At 43.9% G+C, this 19,338-nt stretch carries 17 protein-coding genes; 13 read left to right on the top strand and 4 right to left on the bottom strand.

Going from position 1 to position 19,338, the window contains the following annotated elements; genetic code table 11:
* Genes ACFPFU_RS06785 through ACFPFU_RS06775 form a run of 3 tightly spaced genes read left to right on the top strand, consistent with a single transcriptional unit; the run spans window position 1 to window position 2,622 of the window.
* On the top strand, window positions 1–279 hold the full coding sequence (locus ACFPFU_RS06785; RefSeq protein ID WP_377062796.1) for a hypothetical protein: 279 nt from the start codon (window positions 1–3) through the stop codon (window positions 277–279).
* The gene (locus ACFPFU_RS06780) at window positions 276–1,037 is read left to right on the top strand and encodes an MBL fold metallo-hydrolase (protein ID WP_377062794.1); all 762 of its coding nucleotides are present in this window, start codon (window positions 276–278) and stop codon (window positions 1,035–1,037) included. The genes ACFPFU_RS06785 and ACFPFU_RS06780 overlap by 4 nt, the downstream gene beginning before the upstream one ends.
* A gap of 1 nt (window position 1,038) precedes the next feature.
* Window positions 1,039–2,622 (top strand): NFACT RNA binding domain-containing protein, encoded by a 1,584-nt coding sequence (locus ACFPFU_RS06775; RefSeq protein ID WP_377062792.1) that lies wholly within the window; start codon window positions 1,039–1,041, stop codon window positions 2,620–2,622.
* A 119-nt stretch (window positions 2,623–2,741) separates the two neighbouring features.
* On the opposite strand, the gene pyk is transcribed toward ACFPFU_RS06775, so the two are convergent.
* Window positions 2,742–4,172, bottom strand: coding sequence for a pyruvate kinase (gene pyk / locus ACFPFU_RS06770; RefSeq protein WP_377062790.1), 1,431 nt, complete (start codon window positions 4,170–4,172; stop codon window positions 2,742–2,744).
* 12 nt (window positions 4,173–4,184) lie between these two features.
* Window positions 4,185–4,613 carry an IPExxxVDY family protein gene (locus tag ACFPFU_RS06765; RefSeq protein ID WP_377062788.1) on the bottom strand — a complete coding sequence of 143 codons (429 nt, stop codon included), beginning with the start codon at window positions 4,611–4,613 and terminating at the stop codon, window positions 4,185–4,187.
* Between the two features lie 148 nt (window positions 4,614–4,761).
* Here ACFPFU_RS06765 and ACFPFU_RS06760 point away from each other — a divergent pair, with 148 nt between their 5' ends.
* From ACFPFU_RS06760 to ACFPFU_RS06740, 5 genes are read left to right on the top strand one after another with little or no spacing between them, the layout of a single operon-like run.
* A complete protein-coding gene (locus ACFPFU_RS06760) occupies window positions 4,762–4,998 on the top strand; it encodes an acyl carrier protein (RefSeq protein WP_010855324.1) in 237 nt (78 codons plus the stop codon).
* A gap of 21 nt (window positions 4,999–5,019) precedes the next feature.
* On the top strand, window positions 5,020–6,273 hold the full coding sequence (gene fabF / locus ACFPFU_RS06755; protein WP_377062785.1) for a beta-ketoacyl-ACP synthase II: 1,254 nt from the start codon (window positions 5,020–5,022) through the stop codon (window positions 6,271–6,273).
* 2 nt (window positions 6,274–6,275) lie between these two features.
* A complete protein-coding gene (rnc, locus tag ACFPFU_RS06750) occupies window positions 6,276–7,019 on the top strand; it encodes a ribonuclease III (RefSeq protein ID WP_377062783.1) in 744 nt (247 codons plus the stop codon).
* Window positions 7,020–7,067: 48 nt separating this feature from the next.
* Window positions 7,068–8,921 (top strand): NAD(+) synthase, encoded by a 1,854-nt coding sequence (locus tag ACFPFU_RS06745; protein WP_377062781.1) that lies wholly within the window; start codon window positions 7,068–7,070, stop codon window positions 8,919–8,921.
* Window positions 8,922–8,948: 27 nt separating this feature from the next.
* The gene (locus tag ACFPFU_RS06740; protein WP_377062779.1) at window positions 8,949–10,040 is read left to right on the top strand and encodes a prolipoprotein diacylglyceryl transferase; all 1,092 of its coding nucleotides are present in this window, start codon (window positions 8,949–8,951) and stop codon (window positions 10,038–10,040) included.
* Window positions 10,041–10,071: 31 nt separating this feature from the next.
* Here the strand turns inward: ACFPFU_RS06740 and yidD are convergent, their stop codons facing one another.
* Entirely contained in the window at window positions 10,072–10,293 is a 222-nt protein-coding gene (gene yidD, locus ACFPFU_RS06735) for a membrane protein insertion efficiency factor YidD (protein ID WP_377062777.1), read from the bottom strand.
* A 78-nt stretch (window positions 10,294–10,371) separates the two neighbouring features.
* Between yidD and ACFPFU_RS06730 the strand changes: the two genes are divergently transcribed.
* From ACFPFU_RS06730 to ACFPFU_RS06720, 3 genes are all read left to right on the top strand, one after another.
* Window positions 10,372–11,829: a BamA/TamA family outer membrane protein gene (locus ACFPFU_RS06730; protein ID WP_377062776.1), complete on the top strand. Its 1,458-nt coding sequence runs from the start codon at window positions 10,372–10,374 to the stop codon at window positions 11,827–11,829.
* A gap of 80 nt (window positions 11,830–11,909) precedes the next feature.
* Window positions 11,910–12,743 (top strand): PorV/PorQ family protein, encoded by an 834-nt coding sequence (locus tag ACFPFU_RS06725; protein WP_377062775.1) that lies wholly within the window; start codon window positions 11,910–11,912, stop codon window positions 12,741–12,743.
* 8 nt (window positions 12,744–12,751) lie between these two features.
* Window positions 12,752–14,839, top strand: a complete 2,088-nt coding sequence (locus ACFPFU_RS06720) for a helix-hairpin-helix domain-containing protein (protein WP_377062773.1) — start codon at window positions 12,752–12,754, stop codon at window positions 14,837–14,839.
* Window positions 14,840–15,006: 167 nt separating this feature from the next.
* Here ACFPFU_RS06720 and mscL read toward each other — a convergent pair whose 3' ends face one another.
* Window positions 15,007–15,438 carry a large-conductance mechanosensitive channel protein MscL gene (gene mscL, locus ACFPFU_RS06715; RefSeq protein ID WP_377062771.1) on the bottom strand — a complete coding sequence of 144 codons (432 nt, stop codon included), beginning with the start codon at window positions 15,436–15,438 and terminating at the stop codon, window positions 15,007–15,009.
* A gap of 137 nt (window positions 15,439–15,575) precedes the next feature.
* On the opposite strand from mscL, the gene ACFPFU_RS06710 reads away from it, so the two are divergent.
* The gene (locus ACFPFU_RS06710) at window positions 15,576–17,636 is read left to right on the top strand and encodes a S9 family peptidase (RefSeq protein ID WP_377062769.1); all 2,061 of its coding nucleotides are present in this window, start codon (window positions 15,576–15,578) and stop codon (window positions 17,634–17,636) included.
* 258 nt (window positions 17,637–17,894) lie between these two features.
* Window positions 17,895–19,328, top strand: a complete 1,434-nt coding sequence (locus tag ACFPFU_RS06705; protein WP_377062767.1) for a circularly permuted type 2 ATP-grasp protein — start codon at window positions 17,895–17,897, stop codon at window positions 19,326–19,328.
* Window positions 19,329–19,338: the final 10 nt, after the last annotated feature.

Raw genomic sequence — 19,338 nt, 5'->3', positions numbered from 1 at the left:
ATGCAGATTAAGTACACCAAGGGTTATCTTGATAAACTGGAAAGTATTTTTGCATCTTCTGAATATAACCTGAGGTACGAAAAAGGTAATTTCAAATCCGGTTACTGCGTTCTTAAGGAAACCAAAATTGTCATTATCAATAAATATTTTACTTTGGAAGGGAAAATAAATGCCCTGTTGGACATTTTGAAAGCTTTGGACTTCAACCCTAAGGACTTTAAAAACCAAAAGCAGCAGGATTTCCTGATAGAATTAAAACAAACCGAACTTAAGCTTTGAAGATCACATTTCTGGGAACAGGAACATCGCAAGGTGTACCGGTGATTGGATGTTCCTGTGAAGTATGCAATTCCTTAGATTACCGGGACAAAAGACTGAGGAGCTCTCTGCATATTGAGACAGAAGGCAAAAGCATCGTTATTGATACGGGGCCGGATTTTAGATCCCAGATGCTGCGGGAATCCATTTCCCGACTGGATGCTGTGGTGTATACCCATGAACACAAAGACCATACTGCCGGTCTTGATGACATCAGGCCCTTCAATTTTAAACATCAGATAGACATCCCCATTTATGGAACTCCCCAGGTTATCCAACAGCTAATGGCGGAGTTCTCCTATATTTTTGTGGAAAAGAAGTATCCGGGAATCCCAAGGGTGGTGATAAATGAAATCGAAAACCGTCCCTTTGAGGTGAAAGGCGTGCCGTTTACCCCCATCAGGGTCATGCACCACAAACTTCCCGTCTTCGGATACCGGATCCATGACTTTACCTATATTACCGACGCCAACCAGATCCCACAGGAAGAACTTAAGAAAATGGAAGGGACCAAAGTACTGGTTCTCAATGCACTTCAAACCAAGCCGCACATCTCCCATTTCACCTTACAGGAAGCTTTGGATTTGGTTGATTTCCTCAAACCGCAACAGGCTTATTTTACCCATGTAAGCCATAGGCTAGGCCTACACCGAAAGGTGGAGGAAAACCTGCCCGGGAATGTCGCGCTCGCTTATGACGGTCTGAAAATATCCCTATGATATGCATCTCAACTACCATTATTTTCGGTTTTTATGTCCCGCCCTACAGCGGCGCCTCACCGGCTCCGTGGTCTCCGAATGTTTTTCCCAGAACAAAGAAGAGCTCATCCTGGAATTTCATCATCAAGGAAGCAGTTTTTTTATAAGGGCCCTCCTTCTTCCCTCCAACACCTGCCTTAGTTTCCCCAAAGACTTCAAGAGAAGTAAAAAGAACAACATCAGCCTCTTTGAAGACTTGGTCGGCCTGAAGGTCACCCATATCACCCTGCTGGAGTTTGAGAGAGCCTTTTACATCCGTTTTGATTCCGGACATTTGCTCCTGTTCAAAATGCACGGAAGCAGAAGCAACGTGTTGTTATATGATGACATTGATCAGCCCCCGGTTTCATTGTTCAGAAAAGAACTCCGGGAGGACAACACCCTCCATATCCAACAACTCCAAAACCCGCTGAACCTTACAAAAGAAAGGTTTGTAGAGCTGGATGGCAATGCTTCTAAATTCCTCCCGACCCTGGGAAAACTCCCCAGGGAATGGTTAAAAAAAGCGGGATACCTTGAAACAGACCTGGAGGGAAAGTACCGCCTGATGCAACAGGTAATGGACATGCTGGAAAGTCCCTTATTTTCCGTGTATAACGAGGGATCCGGTTATCTGCTCACCTTACTGCCCTGTGACAACCCATTGTCCTCCACCACCGATCCGATAGAAGCTGCCAACCTGTACTACCGGTACGCTGTGGTTTACCACGCTTTTGAGGGAAAAAAAGAGAGCATTATCAAAAACCTGCTGGACCAAAAGCGGAAAACCGAAGCGTATGTCAAGAAAACGAGGGAAAAGCTCCGGGCGATGGAAGATGAAGCGCCTCCCAGCCAGATAGCGGACGTTATCATGGCCAACCTTCACCAAATACCCAAAGGGAAGGAATCTGTGCAGCTTTTTGATTTCTATAGGAATGAAGAGATAGAAGTACATATTAAGAAAGGGTTAACACCTCAAAAGCATGCTGAAAACCTTTACCGTAAAAACAAAAACCGGAAAATCGAATTTGACCAGCTTCGAAAAAACCTGGAAGTCAAAGAAGCGTTGTTGGCGCAGCTTGAGATGGATTTGGAGGAGGTCACCTCAATTGCCGATTTTAAAGCCTTAAAGGCCTTCATTCAACACAGAGGTCTGACACCCTCCAAAAAGCAGGACCAGGAAGCCACTCCATTTAAGCGGTTTGAGCACGGAGGGTTTGAGATCCTGGTAGGAAAGTCAGCCAAAGCCAATGATGAGATGCTTCGGAGATATGCCTGGAAGGAAGACCTTTGGCTTCACGCCAAAGATGTCTCCGGATCCCACGTCATCATCAAGTACCAGTCGGGCATGCAGCTTCCCAAAAACGTGCTTGAAAGAGCTGCCGAACTTGCTGCCCATTACTCCAAAAACAGAAATGAAAGCCTATCCGCTGTGATTTATACCCCATGTAAGTTTGTAAGAAAAGTAAAAGGCTCGGCTCCGGGCGCCGTGATGGTGGATAAGGAAAAAGTAATCATGGTGAAACCCAGGGGGCCGATATCCCCTCACGATGAAACCGGCAATTAAACCGGAGGCAGAGCGCACTCAATCCTATTTATCTTTAAGTTTTCTGGGGGCGATAAATGAAAAAAGCCAAGCCCCGATAAAACAACAGGAACTTGGCTTTTTTTGAGGAGTTACAGTGTTTATTCTACCACATGTATCTTCATCATATTGGTTTTACCTTTTGCTTTCAGCGGCATGCTGGCGGTATTGATGATGATGTCCCCCTCTGTCACATGCCCTTCTTTTTTCAGCGTATCCTGAATATCCTGGAATGTCCCGTCGGTCGATGTTTGTTTATCATAATAATAAGCCCGGACCCCCCAAACCAAACTCAGTTGAGTGATCAGTTTTTTATTCCTTGTAAAGACAAAAATTCCGGCAGAAGGCCGGTGGGAAGATACCCTGAATGCCGTAAAGCCAGAAGTGGTGATGCCAACGATCGCCTTTGCTTTCACATTCCTTGACAGCCTGCTTGCCATTAAAAGTATGTTGTTGCTAAGATAGCTGTCGGTGTCTTCAGGGATTTTGTATAGATTATGATAGATTTCGGCATTTTTTTCAATATAATCCACAATGCTGCTCATGGCTTTAACGGCCGCTATGGGGAATTTACCGGAAGCTGTTTCCGCCGAAAGCATGACTGCGTCCGCTCCGTCCAGCACGGCATTGGCCACGTCGTTGCTTTCTGCCCTGGTAGGCCTGGGGTTAACGATCATGCTTTCCATCATTTGGGTGGCAATGATCACCGGCTTGCAGGCAAGTTTACATTTCTCTACCATCTTTTTCTGCCAAAGAGGCACGATTTCCATAGGCACTTCCACACCAAGATCCCCCCTTGCCACCATAATGGAGTCCGTAGCCGCGATGATCTCATCTATATTGGTCAGGGCTTCGGGTTTTTCTATTTTGGCCACAATTTTACAGTCCTTGCCTGCTTTGGATATTCTTTCACGAAGGTCTGTAATGTCTTCCGCAGTCCTGACAAAAGACAGGGCTATCCAGTCCACATCATTGGCCAGTCCAAATTCCAGATCTTCTATATCCTTTTCAGTGAGGGAAGGCGCACTGATCTTGGTATTGGGCAGGTTGATTCCTTTTCTTGATTTCAGAATACCTCCGTGGACCACCGTACACACTACATTTTTCCCATCAGTATTCAACACCACCAATTCCAGGTTACCATCATCGATTAATATTCTATCACCTTGTACGACATCATTGGGCAGGTTTTGATAGACAGTGCTTACCAATGAGGAGGTGCCCATTACAGGATCATTAGTGATGGTGATCTGATCTCCCTGCTTTATCAGCACACCATTATTTTCCACGTCTCCAACCCTGATTTTAGGTCCCTGAAGGTCCTGAAGTATACCTATATTAAGATTAAGTTCACTGTTGATTTCACGGATGGTCTTGATTACGCCGGCATGCACTTCATGATCTCCATGGGAGAAGTTCAACCTGAAGATATCAGCTCCGGCCATCACCAGCTCCATCAGCGTTTCCTTGCTGTTACTCGCCGGTCCCACCGTTGCCAAAATCTTGGTTTTATTAAAAATAGGTACTCTCATCTTTGCGTTTTTTTAATAAGTTAAAAGGTTATCCTTAGATTTTAATTTGTTTACGTCTATTTTCACTACGTTCTGGATTTGCCTTATTTTGGAAAGGCCGTCAATATACGTATTAATATTCATTTCATATGTAAAGTCCTGACAGACTAAAAAGTAATCCATGATCCTAAGTTCCGGTATGAGATATCTTGAATGACCGACCACAGGATATGACTTGTTCCTCAGCAGTTGGATAAAACCGTGCTCTTTTTCCAAAATAAATTGAGAAATAATCAGATCAGGCTGATTGGTAAATTCCATTTGATAGTCTTTCGTTTTTTTTAGCTTAATCCTTAATGAATCATTGATCAGCCAAGCCAGTTTATAGTCCTTAATGGGAGCTACAAGACCTAAAAGATCAAAATCAAACGAGGTTTCAACAAGGAGTTTGCTTTTCTTCATTTAGGAAGAATTTAAAAAAACAAAGTTAAAAATTTTATTCCAACTTCTATATCAAGAAGAAAGTTCTTAATTTAGTTTACTATTTTTTTTGACATTAAGGTATTAAATATTTTTCTTTGCGGAGTGTTTAAACTAAACTGATCACAAAATGTCTGAAATTGCACAAAAAGTAAAAGCCATTATCGTTGATAAGTTGGGCGTAGAAGAATCGGAAGTTACTCCTGAAGCGAGCTTCACCAATGACCTTGGAGCAGACTCACTAGATACAGTGGAGCTTATCATGGAATTCGAAAAAGAATTCAACATTTCTATTCCGGACGACCAGGCTGAGCAAATAGGCACAGTAGGTCAGGCGGTTAGCTATTTGGAGGCTAACGTAAAATAACCCACTACTTAAAATCATTTTATGAATTTAAGAAGAGTTGTAGTAACAGGTTTAGGTGCCCTTACACCAATTGGCAACACCATTCCCGAATTTTGGGAAGGGCTGTCAAATGGTGTAAGCGGTGCTGCGCCTATTACCAGATTCGATGCCTCAAATTTCAAGACGCAATTTGCATGTGAAGTTAAAAATCTCGACATCTCGCAATTTATAGACAGAAAAGAGGCCAGAAAGATTGACCCCTACACACAATATGCGATGATCGCTGTGGAAGAGGCCATGAAAGATGCTGACATTGACCTGGACAGCATAGACCTCGCCAGAGCCGGTGTGATATGGGGCTCAGGAATAGGCGGCCTGAAAACTTTTCAGGATGAAGTTTCCGATTTTGCCACCGGTGATGGCACCCCAAGGTTCAATCCCTATTTCATCCCCAAGATGATTGCGGATATCGCAGCAGGTTTCATTTCCATTAAGTACGGATTTCAGGGGCCGAATTTCGCCACGGTTTCTGCATGTGCATCTGCTACCAACGCCCTTATCGACGCATTCAATTATATTCGACTCGGCAAGTGTGATCTTTTTATTTCCGGTGGCTCCGAAGCGGCGGTAACAGAAGCCGGAGTGGGGGGATTCAATGCGCTTAAAGCACTTTCTCAAAGAAACGATTCTCCGGACACCGCCTCAAGGCCCTTTGACAAGGACAGGGATGGTTTTGTGCTGGGAGAAGGGGCAGGAGCACTCATCCTGGAAGAATATGAACATGCAAAAGCCAGGGGAGCGAAGATATACGCTGAGCTTATCGGTGGAGGCATGACCGGAGATGCTTATCACATCACAGCCCCGCATCCTGAGGGAAGGGGGGCAGCCAATGTGATGCGTTTTGCTCTGGAAGATGCCGGGATAAGACCTGAAGAAATAGACTATATCAATGTGCACGGTACTTCTACACCATTAGGGGATGTCAGCGAGGTAAAAGCCATACAGCAAGTATTCGGCGAACATGCCTACAAGCTGAATATCAGTAGCACAAAATCCATGACGGGCCATTTGCTTGGGGCCGCGGGTGCTATTGAGGCTATTGCTTCCATATTGGCCATGAATCACGACCTTATCCCCCCTACCATCAACCATTTTACGGATGATGAAGAACTGGATACAGCACTTAACCTAACATTTAACAAAGCTCAAAAAAAGAAGGTAAATGCGGCCTTAAGTAACACATTTGGATTTGGCGGGCATAACTGTTCCATCATTTTCAGGAAAATCGGGGAATAAATTTGAAAATACTTCGTTTGCTCAGATTTCAGGAGCTAACCTATAATCAAAAAGAAAAAAGGCTTGCTGCCTCTATCAAACTGATAGTGGGGAGCAAGCCTTTAAATTTATCCTTATACAAACTGGCCCTGAAACATGTCTCAGTGGCCAAAGAAACCAAATCAGGCATTAAAATCAGTAACGAAAGGCTGGAATATCTGGGGGATGCCGTATTGGGCACCGTGGTGGCCGAATACCTCTTTATGAAATTCCCCTATCGTGACGAAGGTTTTCTTACCGAGACCCGGTCAAGGATTGTGAACCGGGAAGCGCTCAATGCCGTGGGGCAGAAGATGGGGCTACCCAAACTCGTGGAAGCAGAAATGGAGGGTAAAATCCCGTTCTCCTTTAAATCTTTGTACGGGGACATGCTCGAAGCTTTGATAGGAGCCATCTATCTGGACAGAGGATACGGCTTTTGTAAAAAATTCATTTACAAAAGACTGATCATCCCTTACTTCGACCTGGATGATATCATCAAAACCACGGCAAATTTCAAAAGCAAAATCATCGAGTGGTCCCAAAAGGACAACAAGGAAATTGATTTTGTGTTAAAATCAGTCAGTGGTAGCCAACGGTTTAAGGAATTTGTGATCGAACTCAACATCGATGGGGAAACCGTGGGAGAAGGAAAGGGGCCCACCAAAAAGAAAGCTGAGCAGGAAGCTGCCAGAATGGCTTGCGAAAAGCTTCAGTTGGTCTTCTAGGCCGGATTGATTTCAAAAATTTTTACCAACAGGTGTAATTTCCAAATTATGTCAGTTTTAAAAATAGCCGGTGCCGCGGTCAACCAAACCCCATTGGATTGGGAAGGCAACTTCAATAACATTGTCAGTGCCATTCAGGAAGCCAAAGAAGCACAAGTAGAAATTCTATGCTTTCCGGAACTGAGCATTACGGGTTATGGAAGCGAGGATTTGTTCCTGAGTTATTGGTACCCGCGAAAAGCCCTTGTCTATTTGCAAAAGACTTTGCCCTTTAGCCAAGGGATTACCGTCTGCCTCGGCCTGCCTGTCAGGCTCCAGTCTAGCGTTTACAACTGCACCGCCGTGATAGAGGATGGTAAAATCCTCGGTTTTGTCCCCAAACAGTTTTTGGCTTATGACGGGGTACATTATGAATTCAGGTGGTTTACGCCTTGGAAGGCCGGCGAAATAATCAGTTTTGATTTCTTTGGTCAGGAAATTCCTTTTGGAGATCTTATTTTTCACAAAAAGGAATTCCGCTATGGTTTTGAAATCTGTGAGGACGCCTGGCAGGGAGAAAAGAGACCCGGATTCCGGCTAAAGGAAAAAAAAGTGGATTTGATCTTTAATCCCAGTGCAAGTCATTTTGCCATGGGAAAGAGCAAAATAAGAGAGGATCTGATAAAGGGCAGTTCCAGGATTCTTGATGCCGCTTATTTTTATATCAATCTTCTTGGCAACGAAAGCGGCAGAATGATCTTCGATGGAGAAGCTATTCTGGCGCAATATGGAAAACTTTTGGTAAAAACCCCACTGCTGTCTTTTAAAAGTTACCAGCTGATCCGTTATGATCTTGAAAAAAACGCTCCCCAAGCCACGGCACTGCGTGCCAAACATTCCAAAAAAGAAGAGTTCACCCAGGCAGCAAGTCTGGCGCTGTTTGATTACCTGAGAAAGAGCAGGAGTAAAGGCTTTGTGCTCTCCCTAAGCGGAGGGGCTGACTCTTCCACCATAGCGGTATTGGTGGCTGAAATGGTAAGAAGGGGTGTGGAAGAGTTGGGAACTCCTGTCTTTCTGGAAAAAATACACCGCTCAAAGGATATAGACCCAAAGACCAGCATCAAAGACATTGTCGGACACTTGTTGACCACAGCTTATCAAGGAACTAAAAATTCTTCAAATGATACGTTGATCAGTGCCCAAACGCTGGCCAACAGTATCGGGGCAAAATTCCACCACTGGCTGATAGATGATGAAGTCACCTCCTATACCCAAAAAATAGAGCAGGCCATTGGACGGGATCTGACGTGGAAAACAGATGACATCACTTTGCAAAACATACAGGCGAGAGCCCGCTCCCCGATTATCTGGATGCTGGCCAATATCAACAATGCCCTGCTGTTGAGCACCTCTAACCGAAGTGAAGGGGACGTAGGTTATGCCACCATGGATGGGGACACAAGCGGGAGCATCTCCCCTATTGCAGCTGTGGACAAACATTTTATTATACAATGGCTGAAATGGGCCGAAAAAAAATTGGGATACCGCGGGCTCAAGGGCGTCAACTCGCTCCAACCCAGTGCGGAGCTCAGGCCATTGGAAAAGCACCAGACCGATGAAGATGACCTTATGCCCTATCCGGTAATTCTTGAAATTGAGAAACTGGCCATTCGGGATAAAAGATCTCCTATTGATATTTACCTCATCCTTAAGGATGAACTTTCATTGCCTGGAGATGTGCTGAAAGGTTATATCAGCAAATTTTTCAGATTATGGTCAAGAAATCAGTGGAAAAGAGAAAGATTGGCCCCGTCGTTCCACCTCGATGAGTTCAACGTGGATCCCAAGACCTGGTGCCGTTTCCCCATTCTCTCAGGAGGATATAAGGAAGAATTAAGGGAATTGGAAGAATTAGATGAATAATCCTTTATTTTTACCAAAAAACAAGAAGTGATGAATTCGATTTTGTATTACGTTGTATGGAGCCCTGATCCGGCAGTTTTTCCAGGATTTGAAAGGTTAAGGTGGTATAGCCTTTTATTTGCATTGGGTTTTATCATTTCCCAGCAGATTATGGTTTACTTTTTCAGAAAAGAAGGCCATGATGAGCGACTGGTGGACAAACTTACCATATATATGGTGTTGGCCACTATTATTGGAGCCCGCCTGGGCCATGTGCTCTTTTACGAACCTGACAAATATTTCAGCAATCCCATTGACATACTGAAAGTATGGGAAGGCGGGCTGGCCAGTCACGGGGCAGCCATTGCTATATTGATCGCCCTTTGGCTGTATGCCAGAAAAACCCCTGGACAAAGTTACCTGTGGATAGTGGACCGGATCGTCATTGTGGTAGCGCTTACGGGGGCATTGATCCGGTTTGGCAACCTGATGAATTCCGAAATCGGAGGAAAAGCCACCGGAAATGACAGTGGTTTCGTGTTTGCCCGGGAAACGGAAGAAATCCTGTATACCCTCAAACTACCGATTGAGCATATCCGCGCGTATAAACCTGATAACAGAAAGGGGGAGCTGCAGGATAACGGCAGGGTGCCGGTCAACTTTGATATACAGATATCCAAAGGGGCATTTGATCCCGGGGATCTGGAATCTGCTCTGGAGAAAGATGTGAAGTATGTGCTGACACGCTTCCAAAGTTCCCGGAAATATCTTGATGAGGACCCTAACAGCCCGCTGAACTTTGATCTTCAGGACCGGGGTGACCATTATATGGCTGTCATTAAAACTTTTGGCATTACCAAATATCCCACGCAGATTTACGAATCCCTCTCCTATTTTCTGATTTTTATTTTTCTTTTTTTAGGATGGAGAAAATACAAAAACCGTATTCCGGAAGGATTGTATCTGGGTTTATTTTTGATTTCTGTTTTTGGTATGAGGTTCTTTTGGGAATTCTTCAAAGAAAACCAGGTAGAATTTGAAAAAAATCTGACATTTAATATGGGACAGGCATTAAGCATCCCGTTGGTAATAGGAGGTCTGGCACTTATCATATACGCTTTAAGGAAAAAGAAACAATAAAAACCCCTTTCTTGCGTAGGGAGAATAATAATTAAGGTACCGGATCATGACCATGGCCACCCCAAGGGTGGCACCTGGCTATCCTTTTAATACCCATCCATCCCCCTTTGAAGATCCCATGTTTGATGATGGCCTCTTTCATGTACTGGCTACAGGTGGGGTGGTATCTGCAGGATCGGGGAAAAAGGGGGGAAATAGCATATTGATATACCAATATGGGAAATATGGCAATTTGTTTGATTATTTGTCTCAACTTTTCCGTATTTGTATATATAAGAAAAATAAAGGTAATTAAGTTCTCAATTAAGAAAACACAAAAACGACAACCAGCTTGAATTTTAAAATTCACCCATTACTTTTAATCACCTTTTCCCTCAATATTTTTTTATTTGCGGGAATCCATAACGGCATTTCCCAGGATGAACCCTCCCCAACTTCTGAAGAAACCGTTGCTCCCGAAAAAGTCACCGTGAATAATATTTTTATCGTGGGCAATGAGAAAACCAGAAGGAACATCATCCTGCGTGAAATGGACCTCATGCAAGGCCTCACCTATGATTGGCAGGAATTTGTGGAACTCGTTATCGCAGACCAAAAAAAGATCTACAATCTCCAGCTTTTCACCACGGTGGATGTCACGCCCCTCTTTATTGCTGATGAGCAGGTAGAAATACTTGTTTCGGTCAAGGAAAGATGGTACATTCTTCCAAGTATTATCTTTAATCTTGCAGACAGGAATTTTTCGGAATGGTGGATCAATCAAGGCAGGGATTTCTCCAGGGTGAATTATGGGATAAAACTTGATCATAACAATGTGGGAGGAAGAAATGAAAAACTGAGGGTAATCGGCCAACTGGGTTTTACCCAAGCCCTTGATCTTAATTATAGCATTCCTTATATAGACAAAAACCAATTGCACGGTCTTTCAGCAAAATTCACGTATTTCACCAATAAAACCGTCGCGGTAAGATCAGTCTCCAATAAGCAGGTGTTTTTCACCAACGAAGATGAGGAAATACTGCGCAAAACCATCAATGCGGCCTTAACCTATACTTTTAGAGGCAGCTTTTACAATTTTCACTTTGTTACCGTTGGTTTTCACAATACCCGGGTCCATGAAGATGTATTGGCACAAAACCCGAACTTTTTCCCTCACGGTGACACCCGTCTAAAGTATTTTTATGCTTCTTACAATTATAGGCATGACAACAGGGACAACGTAGCATACGCCACAGATGGCACGCTCCTGAATCTTGGATTGACAAAATATGGTTTCTTCACCGGAGACAATTTCGACGAGGCAGAATTTTCGGTCATTGCCAGTAAATACACCCGGCTGAACAATAAATTTCATGCGGCCACCGGTATATCCGGTTCCGCTTTTTTCAGTGGCCGGCAACCTTATACCCTGGTGCGGGGCATAGGCTATAAACCGGATTTTATCCGTGGATACGAAATCAACGTCATAGAGGGACAACAGCTGTTGGCCCACAAGAACAGTCTGCGTTATGAATTGCTGAATATTGCCTTCGACCTGTCGGACATCATGCCACTCGAAGAATTTTCCATTTTTCCTATCAGGGCCTATATAAGTGCCAATTTTGACCATGGCTTTGTCATTGACAATAACCGGCTACCGGAAAACGCCTTTCTGACCAACAAGTACCTGGCGGGATATGGTTTGGGCTTAGATCTTGTCGCATTGTACGATACCGTCTTCAGATTCGAATATTCCCTAAACAATACAGGAGGAGGAAATTTCTTTATCAATGTAAGAGCCCCACTATAATATTTTAGTTTTGTTTTTTAGTTATATGTTTTTTGGCTATATTGGTCAATCATTCTTTTTTTCATTTAACTTTTTTAAAAATGAAACGGTGCTTTTTTCTATTATTATTACAGTGTCCGTATATCCTGGCCCCCGCTTTGGGGCAAAACGGCACTGTCTCGCTTCCAAAAGGCGCACGCAGTACCGGCATGGGTCATGCCCATGTTACCATTTCTGATGCCTGGGCCGTATTCAACAACATCGGAGCGCTTGGCATGGCGCCTCATCAGACCCAGGTGATCGCCGGATATGACCACCGGATGGGATTGGACGAACTCACCACACTCGTGGCGGGAATCACCGCTCCTTTCAGGGAATCGGTAGCCTTCGGGATTGGTCTCTCCACGTATGGGGGTGAACTATTCAATCAGCAGAATATCGGAATGGGCATTTCCAACAAAATGGGAATTGCCAGCCTGGGTTTAAAAATCAATTATTTCCAGACCAATATAGAAGGATATGGGCGGCAAGCTGCCCCTGTACTGGAATTGGGCGGCACGGCGCAGTTGGGACCCCATTTCTTTTTTGGCGCCCATGTCTATAACTTTTCCCGGTCCAGACTCAGTAAGATTACTTCCGATTATTTACCTACTGTCATAAAAACCGGTATTTCTTATAGACCCTCAGAAAATCTGATGGTCAATGTTGAGTCTGAAAAGGAAATTCTATTACCGGCGCAGTTCAAAACCGGCATCGAATATAATGTCCACAAAGCCTTATGGACAAGAACAGGTATCAATACCCAGCCCAACCATCTTTTTTTCGGTATTGGTTTCAAACCCCAAAAATATCAATTTGACTATGCTCTGAGCAGACATTTTACTTTGGGCTTCACCCATCACTTTTCTTTTAATTATCTCCTTTCAGAAAATTGAAAACCGCATTGTCATTAACCCTAGCCCTCGCGCTCACTTTCCCGTTGATAGGTCGGCAGGAATCAAAACAGGAAATAGATATTGAGGCATTTATCGAAGACCTGTTCAGCTTCCAGGAAGAGGATATCAGCTATGAAGATTTGTACGAAACACTTTTGCAACTTCATTTAAACCCCATTAACCTTCATGTTGCAAATGCTGAGGAATTAAAATCACTGTATACCCTGAATCCCCTCCAAATTACAGAATTCCTTCAATACAGAGAAAAATACGGGCCCTTTGAATCCCTGCATGAGTTACAGGCTATCCCCGAATGGGATCTCAACACCATTCACAAGGTCCTTCCCTTTGTAAGCCTCCCTGTTCATCAGCAAGCTTTCAACAAAAAGCTTGTTCAAAGAATAACCAATGAAAAAGACGCCTATCTGTTGTTCAGGCACAGAAGGGTATTGGAGCCCAGAAAAGGTTTTACGCCTCCTGACACTTTGTCTAACGGCAACCTAAGCAGTCGTTATCTGGGGGATCCCAATGATATTTACGCCCGCTTCAGGATACAGCATGCCAGGGATTTCAGTTTGGGATTTACCGTGGACAAAGACCCAGGGGAGGTCTTCACATGGGATCCAAAAACCAACCGGTATGGTTTCAATTTCCTTTCATATCACCTCACCCTGTACGATAAAAACCGGTGGAAAACCCTCACGGTAGGAGATTACCAGGTCCAATATGGCCAGGGAATCGTCTTCGGTGCCGGATTTTCGGTAGGAAAAGGGGCCGAAACCATCAGCACCGTGAGACGCAGCAGCCTCGGGATAAGGCCGTATACCTCTGTATTGGAATCCGGTTTTTTTCGGGGAGCAGCCGCCACTTATCAGTGGCGTGGTCTGGAAATTACAGGCTTGTATTCCAATGCTCCCAGGGATGCCAACATACAGGTCCAACAGGATAGCCTGGACAGGGCAGATGAGTTTTTCAGTTCCTTACTTCGCTCGGGCCTTCACCGAACTGCTCATGAAATAGGCAACAAAGCTCAGGCAAGGGAGCTGAATATAGGTGGAAACATCCACTACAACAACAAAATCAAACAGTTTCAATTGGGAATCAACAGCTTGTACACCAAGTTCAGCCAGCCTTTGATCCCGCAGGAACGTATTTATAATGGTTTTGAGTTCAGGGGAAGAGAAAACCATATACACAGCGTCTACTATTCCTATAATTACCAAAACCACTTTTTCTTTGGGGAGGCCGCTGTCTCCGCCAGCGGAGGAAGTGGTGCTGTCATCGGGCTGATGAGCAGTCTCAACCGTTTATTTGACTTCTCTTTTTTATGGAGAACGTTTGACAGGGATTTCCATTCGTTTTATGGAAACGCTTTTTCTGAAAACAGCCGGCCCATCAATGAGGAGGGTGTATATCTCGGATTGAATTTCAAACCCAGCAGGAAGTTAAGCTGGAGTGCTTATTACGACCACTTTAAATTCCCTTGGATGAGATTCAGGGCTTATGCCCCGTCAACAGGTCATGAATGGCTTACGCGGTTCAACTACAAGCCAGACCGGAACCTGAACCTGTTTATACAATTAAGGGAGGAAATAAAAAGCAGGAACATCTCCTCTTCCGAACAAACCCAGCCCCAATACCACTTGGCGCCGGGCAGAAGAAGAAATTATGTCATGAACCTTGACTACAAATTCACCGCAGCATGGCAATTCAAATCGCGGGTACAATTCAGCCAATACCGATTAAATGGCCATTCGTCCAAAGGTTACGCCATCGTACAGGACCTGAACGGGTCCAAGGGTTCCTGGAAGGCCGGGGGAAGAATTGCGTTTTTTGATACGGATGATTTTGAGAACAGACAGTATGTATACGAAAAAAACGTGCTGTGGACTTTTTCCATTCCAAGCTATTATGGTCAGGGCATGCGATATTACTTTTTGGCCCAATGGAAAGCCAGTCCACAAATCACCCTCTGGGGAAGATGGGCCAGAACGCTATATACCGATAGAAGCATTATAGGCTCCGGCCTTCAGGAAATCATGGGAAACAAACAAACTGAAACCACTTTACAGGTAAGGTATCAGTTTAACAGATGAAAGCGGGCATGACGAAAACGTCACACCATGGGATGCCCCGATAGCCCCGATAGCTATCGGGGGGGGTATGTGAGGCTCCATGCCTGTCCCGCCGTATTGCGGGACAACCGCTAAAATCAACTATAAATACGTGAAAACAACATGTGCAACTTCTCAACTTCGTCACATCAAGGCGTCCCCCCCTGCTGTTTAAGTAAATCACGAATTTCCTCCAATAAAACCTCCTGTTTGTTGACGGTAGGGGGTGGCGGGGTTTTTGCAGCTTCCTCTTTTCTTTTCAGGTTATTGATGAGTTTGACGATCATAAATACGGCAAAAGCAATGATGGTAAAATCAACCAGAAACTGGATAAAATTGCCATAATTAAGAGTAACAGCATTTATTTCCTGGCCAGAGGGGTCCACATATGCTTCCTTTAATACCACCATCAAATCCTTAAAATCCACACCTCCAACCAAAAGACCGATAGGCGGCATAATGATATCATTCACAAGAGAAGATACAATGTTTCCAAATGCACCTCCTATGATCACCGCAACCGCGAGATCAACCATGTTGCCCCGCACAGCAAAATCCTTGAATTCTTTTATTAATCCCATAATTTTGTTGATGAAAATCCGTATTAACAGTTTAAGTTTCTAAACAATATCCCTAACAATATAAGAATAAATGGAAATAATTTCATTGTTTTAGTAGAAGGCGGATATTAATTTTCACATTTTACCCTAAAAACCCTATGACTGAAGAGCCAATTGCCAAAAAAGCCCCTGTAAAAATCACCCATCATAATCACACCCGTATAGATGATTACCATTGGATGGGCGATCGGGATAATCCGGAAACCATTCAATACCTGAACCGGGAAAATGAATACTTGGCCTTATGCATGCGGCACACGGAGGCTCTGCAGCAAAAATTGTTCGAGGAAATGAAAGGGCGGATTAAAGAGGACGATGTAAGTGTCCCTTATTTTTTAAATGGATACTTTTATTACCATAAGTTTGAGCCGAAAAAGGAGTTTCCTATATACTGTAGAAAGAAGGGAAATCTATCTGAACAGGAAAACACCCTACTTGATGTGAATCAATTGGCCGAGGGACAGGAATATACTGATGTGAATGTGCTAAAAGTTTCAGAAAATGGACAAATATTGGCTTACTCTGAGGACCATATCGGCAGAAGAATTTATACTATATTTTTCAAAGACCTTGAAACCGGCAAACCTCTTGACGACAGGCTCACCAAGGTAACCGGGAACTGCGTCTGGGCCAATGACAACAACACCCTGTTCTATACCCAACAAGACCCCGTTACTTTAAGGCCTAATAAAATATTTCGTCACAAACTGGGTGACAACCAACAAGATGATGAACTGATATACGAAGAAACAGACCCTACTTTTCATCTGTCCTTAAAAAAATCAAAATCCAGAGACTTCATTTTTTTGATCTCAAAACATACCCTGTCTACCGAATACCGTTTTTTGCCAGCCAACACTCCCTATCTAAACCCGGTCATTTTACAAGAGCGGCAGCGGGATTTAGAATATGAGGTGGAACATGATGGAGAAAGCTTCATTATCCTTACAAATGCCGATGGGGCCAAAAACTTCAAATTGGTCAAATGCCCACTTGAACAAACCAAAATAGAAAATTGGGAAGAAATCATCCCACACCGTGAACATGTTTTGCTGGAGGAATTTGAAGTATTTCAGCATCATTTGGTCATCAATGAGCGGTTCAACGGATTAAGCAGACTGGAAATCAGATCATGGGATGGCCAAAAAAAACATGTCATCAGTATGGACGAACCTGCCTACACCGTATGGTTAAGCCATAACCCGGAGTTTTATACCGATATATTGAGATTCGGTTACAATTCCCTGACCACCCCGAGTTCTATTTATGACTATCATATGGACACCAAAGAGAAGTCCTTGATGAAACGGCAGGAAGTTGTAGGCGGGTATGATCCCGAACTATACCAGACAGAGAGGCTATGGGCGAAGTCAGAAGATGGGACCGAAATTCCTATTTCCCTTGTGTATAAAAAAGAACTGTTTAGCAAAACCGGAGGAAATCCACTGTTGCTATATGCTTATGGCTCGTATGGATTCAGCACCGAACCTACTTTCAGTTCCCACAGACTAAGCCTGTTGGATAGAGGTTTTGTCTTTGCCATCGCCCATGTACGAGGGGGGCAGGAAATGGGCCGTTTGTGGTACGAGTATGGAAAGATGCTCAAAAAGAAAAATACTTTTCTGGATTTTATTGCCTGTGCGGAGTATTTGATAAAGGAAGCTTATACCGCTCCCCAAAAAATATTTGCCATGGGAGGCAGCGCGGGAGGGCTATTAATGGGGGCAGTGATCAATATGAGGCCTGATTTATTTTATGGGGTAGTCGCAGCAGTGCCTTTCGTGGATGTGGTCACTACCATGTTAGATGAAAGCATCCCGTTGACGACAAGTGAGTTTGATGAATGGGGAAATCCCAAACATAAAACTTATTATGATTATATGCTTTCCTATTCCCCCTATGACAATGTTGGCAGGAAAAGCTATCCCCACCTTTTGGTCACTTCAGGCCTCCACGACAGCCAGGTCCAGTTCTGGGAACCCACCAAATGGGTCGCCAAACTCAGAGATTACCGTACAAACCAAAACCTCCTTTTATTGTACACCAATATGGGTGCCGGACATGGCGGAGCTTCGGGGAGGTACAAAGCCCTGAAGGAACTGGCTTTGGAATATGCTTTCTTGTTGGATTTGGCAAAAAAACAGCATGAATTGTTTTGAAAAAAACCATTATAACCCCTTTCGACTCCGTATTGTTATACTATACAATTAACAGGTCAAAATGTATTTATTTTAGCCTGTTATTGTATTTATGGATTCAATTACTTAAATTATTAACACATCTTTTGAGTCAACGGAATCCATTGCTTTGAGGGAGATGGTTTCTGGCATCTGCAAACCCACAATAATCAGATGTATTCTTTGAAAAGAATGCTTTATATGTCTGCTGTCAGAAAATAACGTCTGAAAATATCTGCTATGAAAATCATCGATAATGGCCAGAGTCAGTTTTATGATGAGATGTTTGATAGAAATGGTGTGCCTCGCGAGCACTATAGACCTTTTGCTGATTTCATAAAAGCCACTTCGCCTAAAAGGTTAAACCGCCTACAGTTTTCTACCGACAAGGCACAGATGGCCATGGGGATGACCTTCAATGTTTACCACGACAAGCAGGGACAGGAAAAAATACTCCATCTGGACATTATCCCCAGGATTATCCCTTCCAAAGAATGGATGCAACTTGAACGTGGTTTAAAACAACGTATTTATGCTTTGAACCTGTTTCTTCAGGATGTATATAATGACAGGAAGATTTTAAAAGATAAAATCATTCCAGCAGATCTTATATTATCCAGTAAAGACTATCTGAAACCATGTATCGGCCTCACCCCTCCCAAAAACATTTGGTGTCACATCACCGGCACAGACCTTGTCAGAAACCAGAATGGAGATTTTTATATTCTGGAGGACAACCTCCGCTGCCCTTCCGGGGTCTCCTATATGTTAGAAAGCAGGGAGATCATTAAAAGAGCATTCCCGGACTTATTCAAAAAATTGGGTGTCAGACCTGTTTCGGATTATTCTGCCAGGTTACTTAACATGCTTGAGCATCTTTCCGACAAACCCAATCCCGTGATCGGGGTCCTCACCCCCGGTGTCTATAACTCCGCTTATTTTGAACATTCCTATCTTGCCCAGCAAATGGGGGTGGAACTGGTAACAGGCATGGACCTGCTGGTAAAAAACAACCGGGTTTTTATGCAGACCACCAAAGGATTGAAACAAATAGATGTGCTTTATAGACGGATAGACGACACCTTTATGGATCCTCAGGTTTTCAACCCCTCATCCCTTCTCGGTGTTCCCGGCCTCTTCAAAGCATACAAGGCCGGCAATATTGCGTTGGCAAATGCTCCCGGCACCGGTGTGGCTGATGACAAAGCCGTGTATGCCTATGTCCCCAAAATCATCAAGTATTATTTGAACGAGGACCCCATTTTATCCAATGTCCCTACTTATCTGTGCAGGGAAGAAGATGACAGAAAGTTTGTGCTGGAGCATATCGAAGAACTGGTGGTAAAAGAAACCAACGCCGCCGGAGGCTATGGCATGCTGATAGGCCCAAAAGCTTCCAAGACGGAGCATGAAAAGTTCCGTCAACTTGTAAGGGAAAACCCAACCAATTATATCGCACAACCCACCTTGTCCCTTTCCACTGTTCCGACAATCATTGATAACCGAAGCATTGAAGGCCGTCATGTCGATTTGCGCCCCTATGTTCTTTATGGAAAAGAAATTGAAGTGATACCGGGAGCCCTCACCCGGGTGGCGCTTACCAAGGGATCCCTCGTGGTCAACAGCTCACAGGGAGGGGGGAGCAAAGACACTTGGGTATTGTACTACGATTAATGCCTGAAAA

The organism is Negadavirga shengliensis (genome assembly GCF_042652345.1).
In the GTDB taxonomy this organism is placed as follows: domain Bacteria; phylum Bacteroidota; class Bacteroidia; order Cytophagales; family Cyclobacteriaceae; genus Negadavirga; species Negadavirga shengliensis.
Note: the sequence above shows the minus strand (reverse complement) of the source record. Positions and strands in the feature narration are given on the sequence as shown.

What these genes read in the sequence shown, in the direction of transcription:
- ACFPFU_RS06785 (WP_377062796.1), top strand. Translation starts at nt 1, where the DNA reads ATGCAGATTAAGTACACCAAGGGTTATCTTGATAAACTGGAAAGTATT.
- ACFPFU_RS06775 (WP_377062792.1), top strand. Translation starts at nt 1,039, where the DNA reads ATGCATCTCAACTACCATTATTTTCGGTTTTTATGTCCCGCCCTACAG.
- pyk (WP_377062790.1), bottom strand. Translation starts at nt 4,172, where the DNA reads ATGAGAGTACCTATTTTTAATAAAACCAAGATTTTGGCAACGGTGGGA.
- ACFPFU_RS06765 (WP_377062788.1), bottom strand. Translation starts at nt 4,613, where the DNA reads ATGAAGAAAAGCAAACTCCTTGTTGAAACCTCGTTTGATTTTGATCTT.
- ACFPFU_RS06760 (WP_010855324.1), top strand. Translation starts at nt 4,762, where the DNA reads ATGTCTGAAATTGCACAAAAAGTAAAAGCCATTATCGTTGATAAGTTG.
- fabF (WP_377062785.1), top strand. Translation starts at nt 5,020, where the DNA reads ATGAATTTAAGAAGAGTTGTAGTAACAGGTTTAGGTGCCCTTACACCA.
- ACFPFU_RS06745 (WP_377062781.1), top strand. Translation starts at nt 7,068, where the DNA reads ATGTCAGTTTTAAAAATAGCCGGTGCCGCGGTCAACCAAACCCCATTG.
- ACFPFU_RS06725 (WP_377062775.1), top strand. Translation starts at nt 11,910, where the DNA reads ATGAAACGGTGCTTTTTTCTATTATTATTACAGTGTCCGTATATCCTG.
- mscL (WP_377062771.1), bottom strand. Translation starts at nt 15,438, where the DNA reads ATGGGATTAATAAAAGAATTCAAGGATTTTGCTGTGCGGGGCAACATG.
- ACFPFU_RS06710 (WP_377062769.1), top strand. Translation starts at nt 15,576, where the DNA reads ATGACTGAAGAGCCAATTGCCAAAAAAGCCCCTGTAAAAATCACCCAT.
- ACFPFU_RS06705 (WP_377062767.1), top strand. Translation starts at nt 17,895, where the DNA reads ATGAAAATCATCGATAATGGCCAGAGTCAGTTTTATGATGAGATGTTT.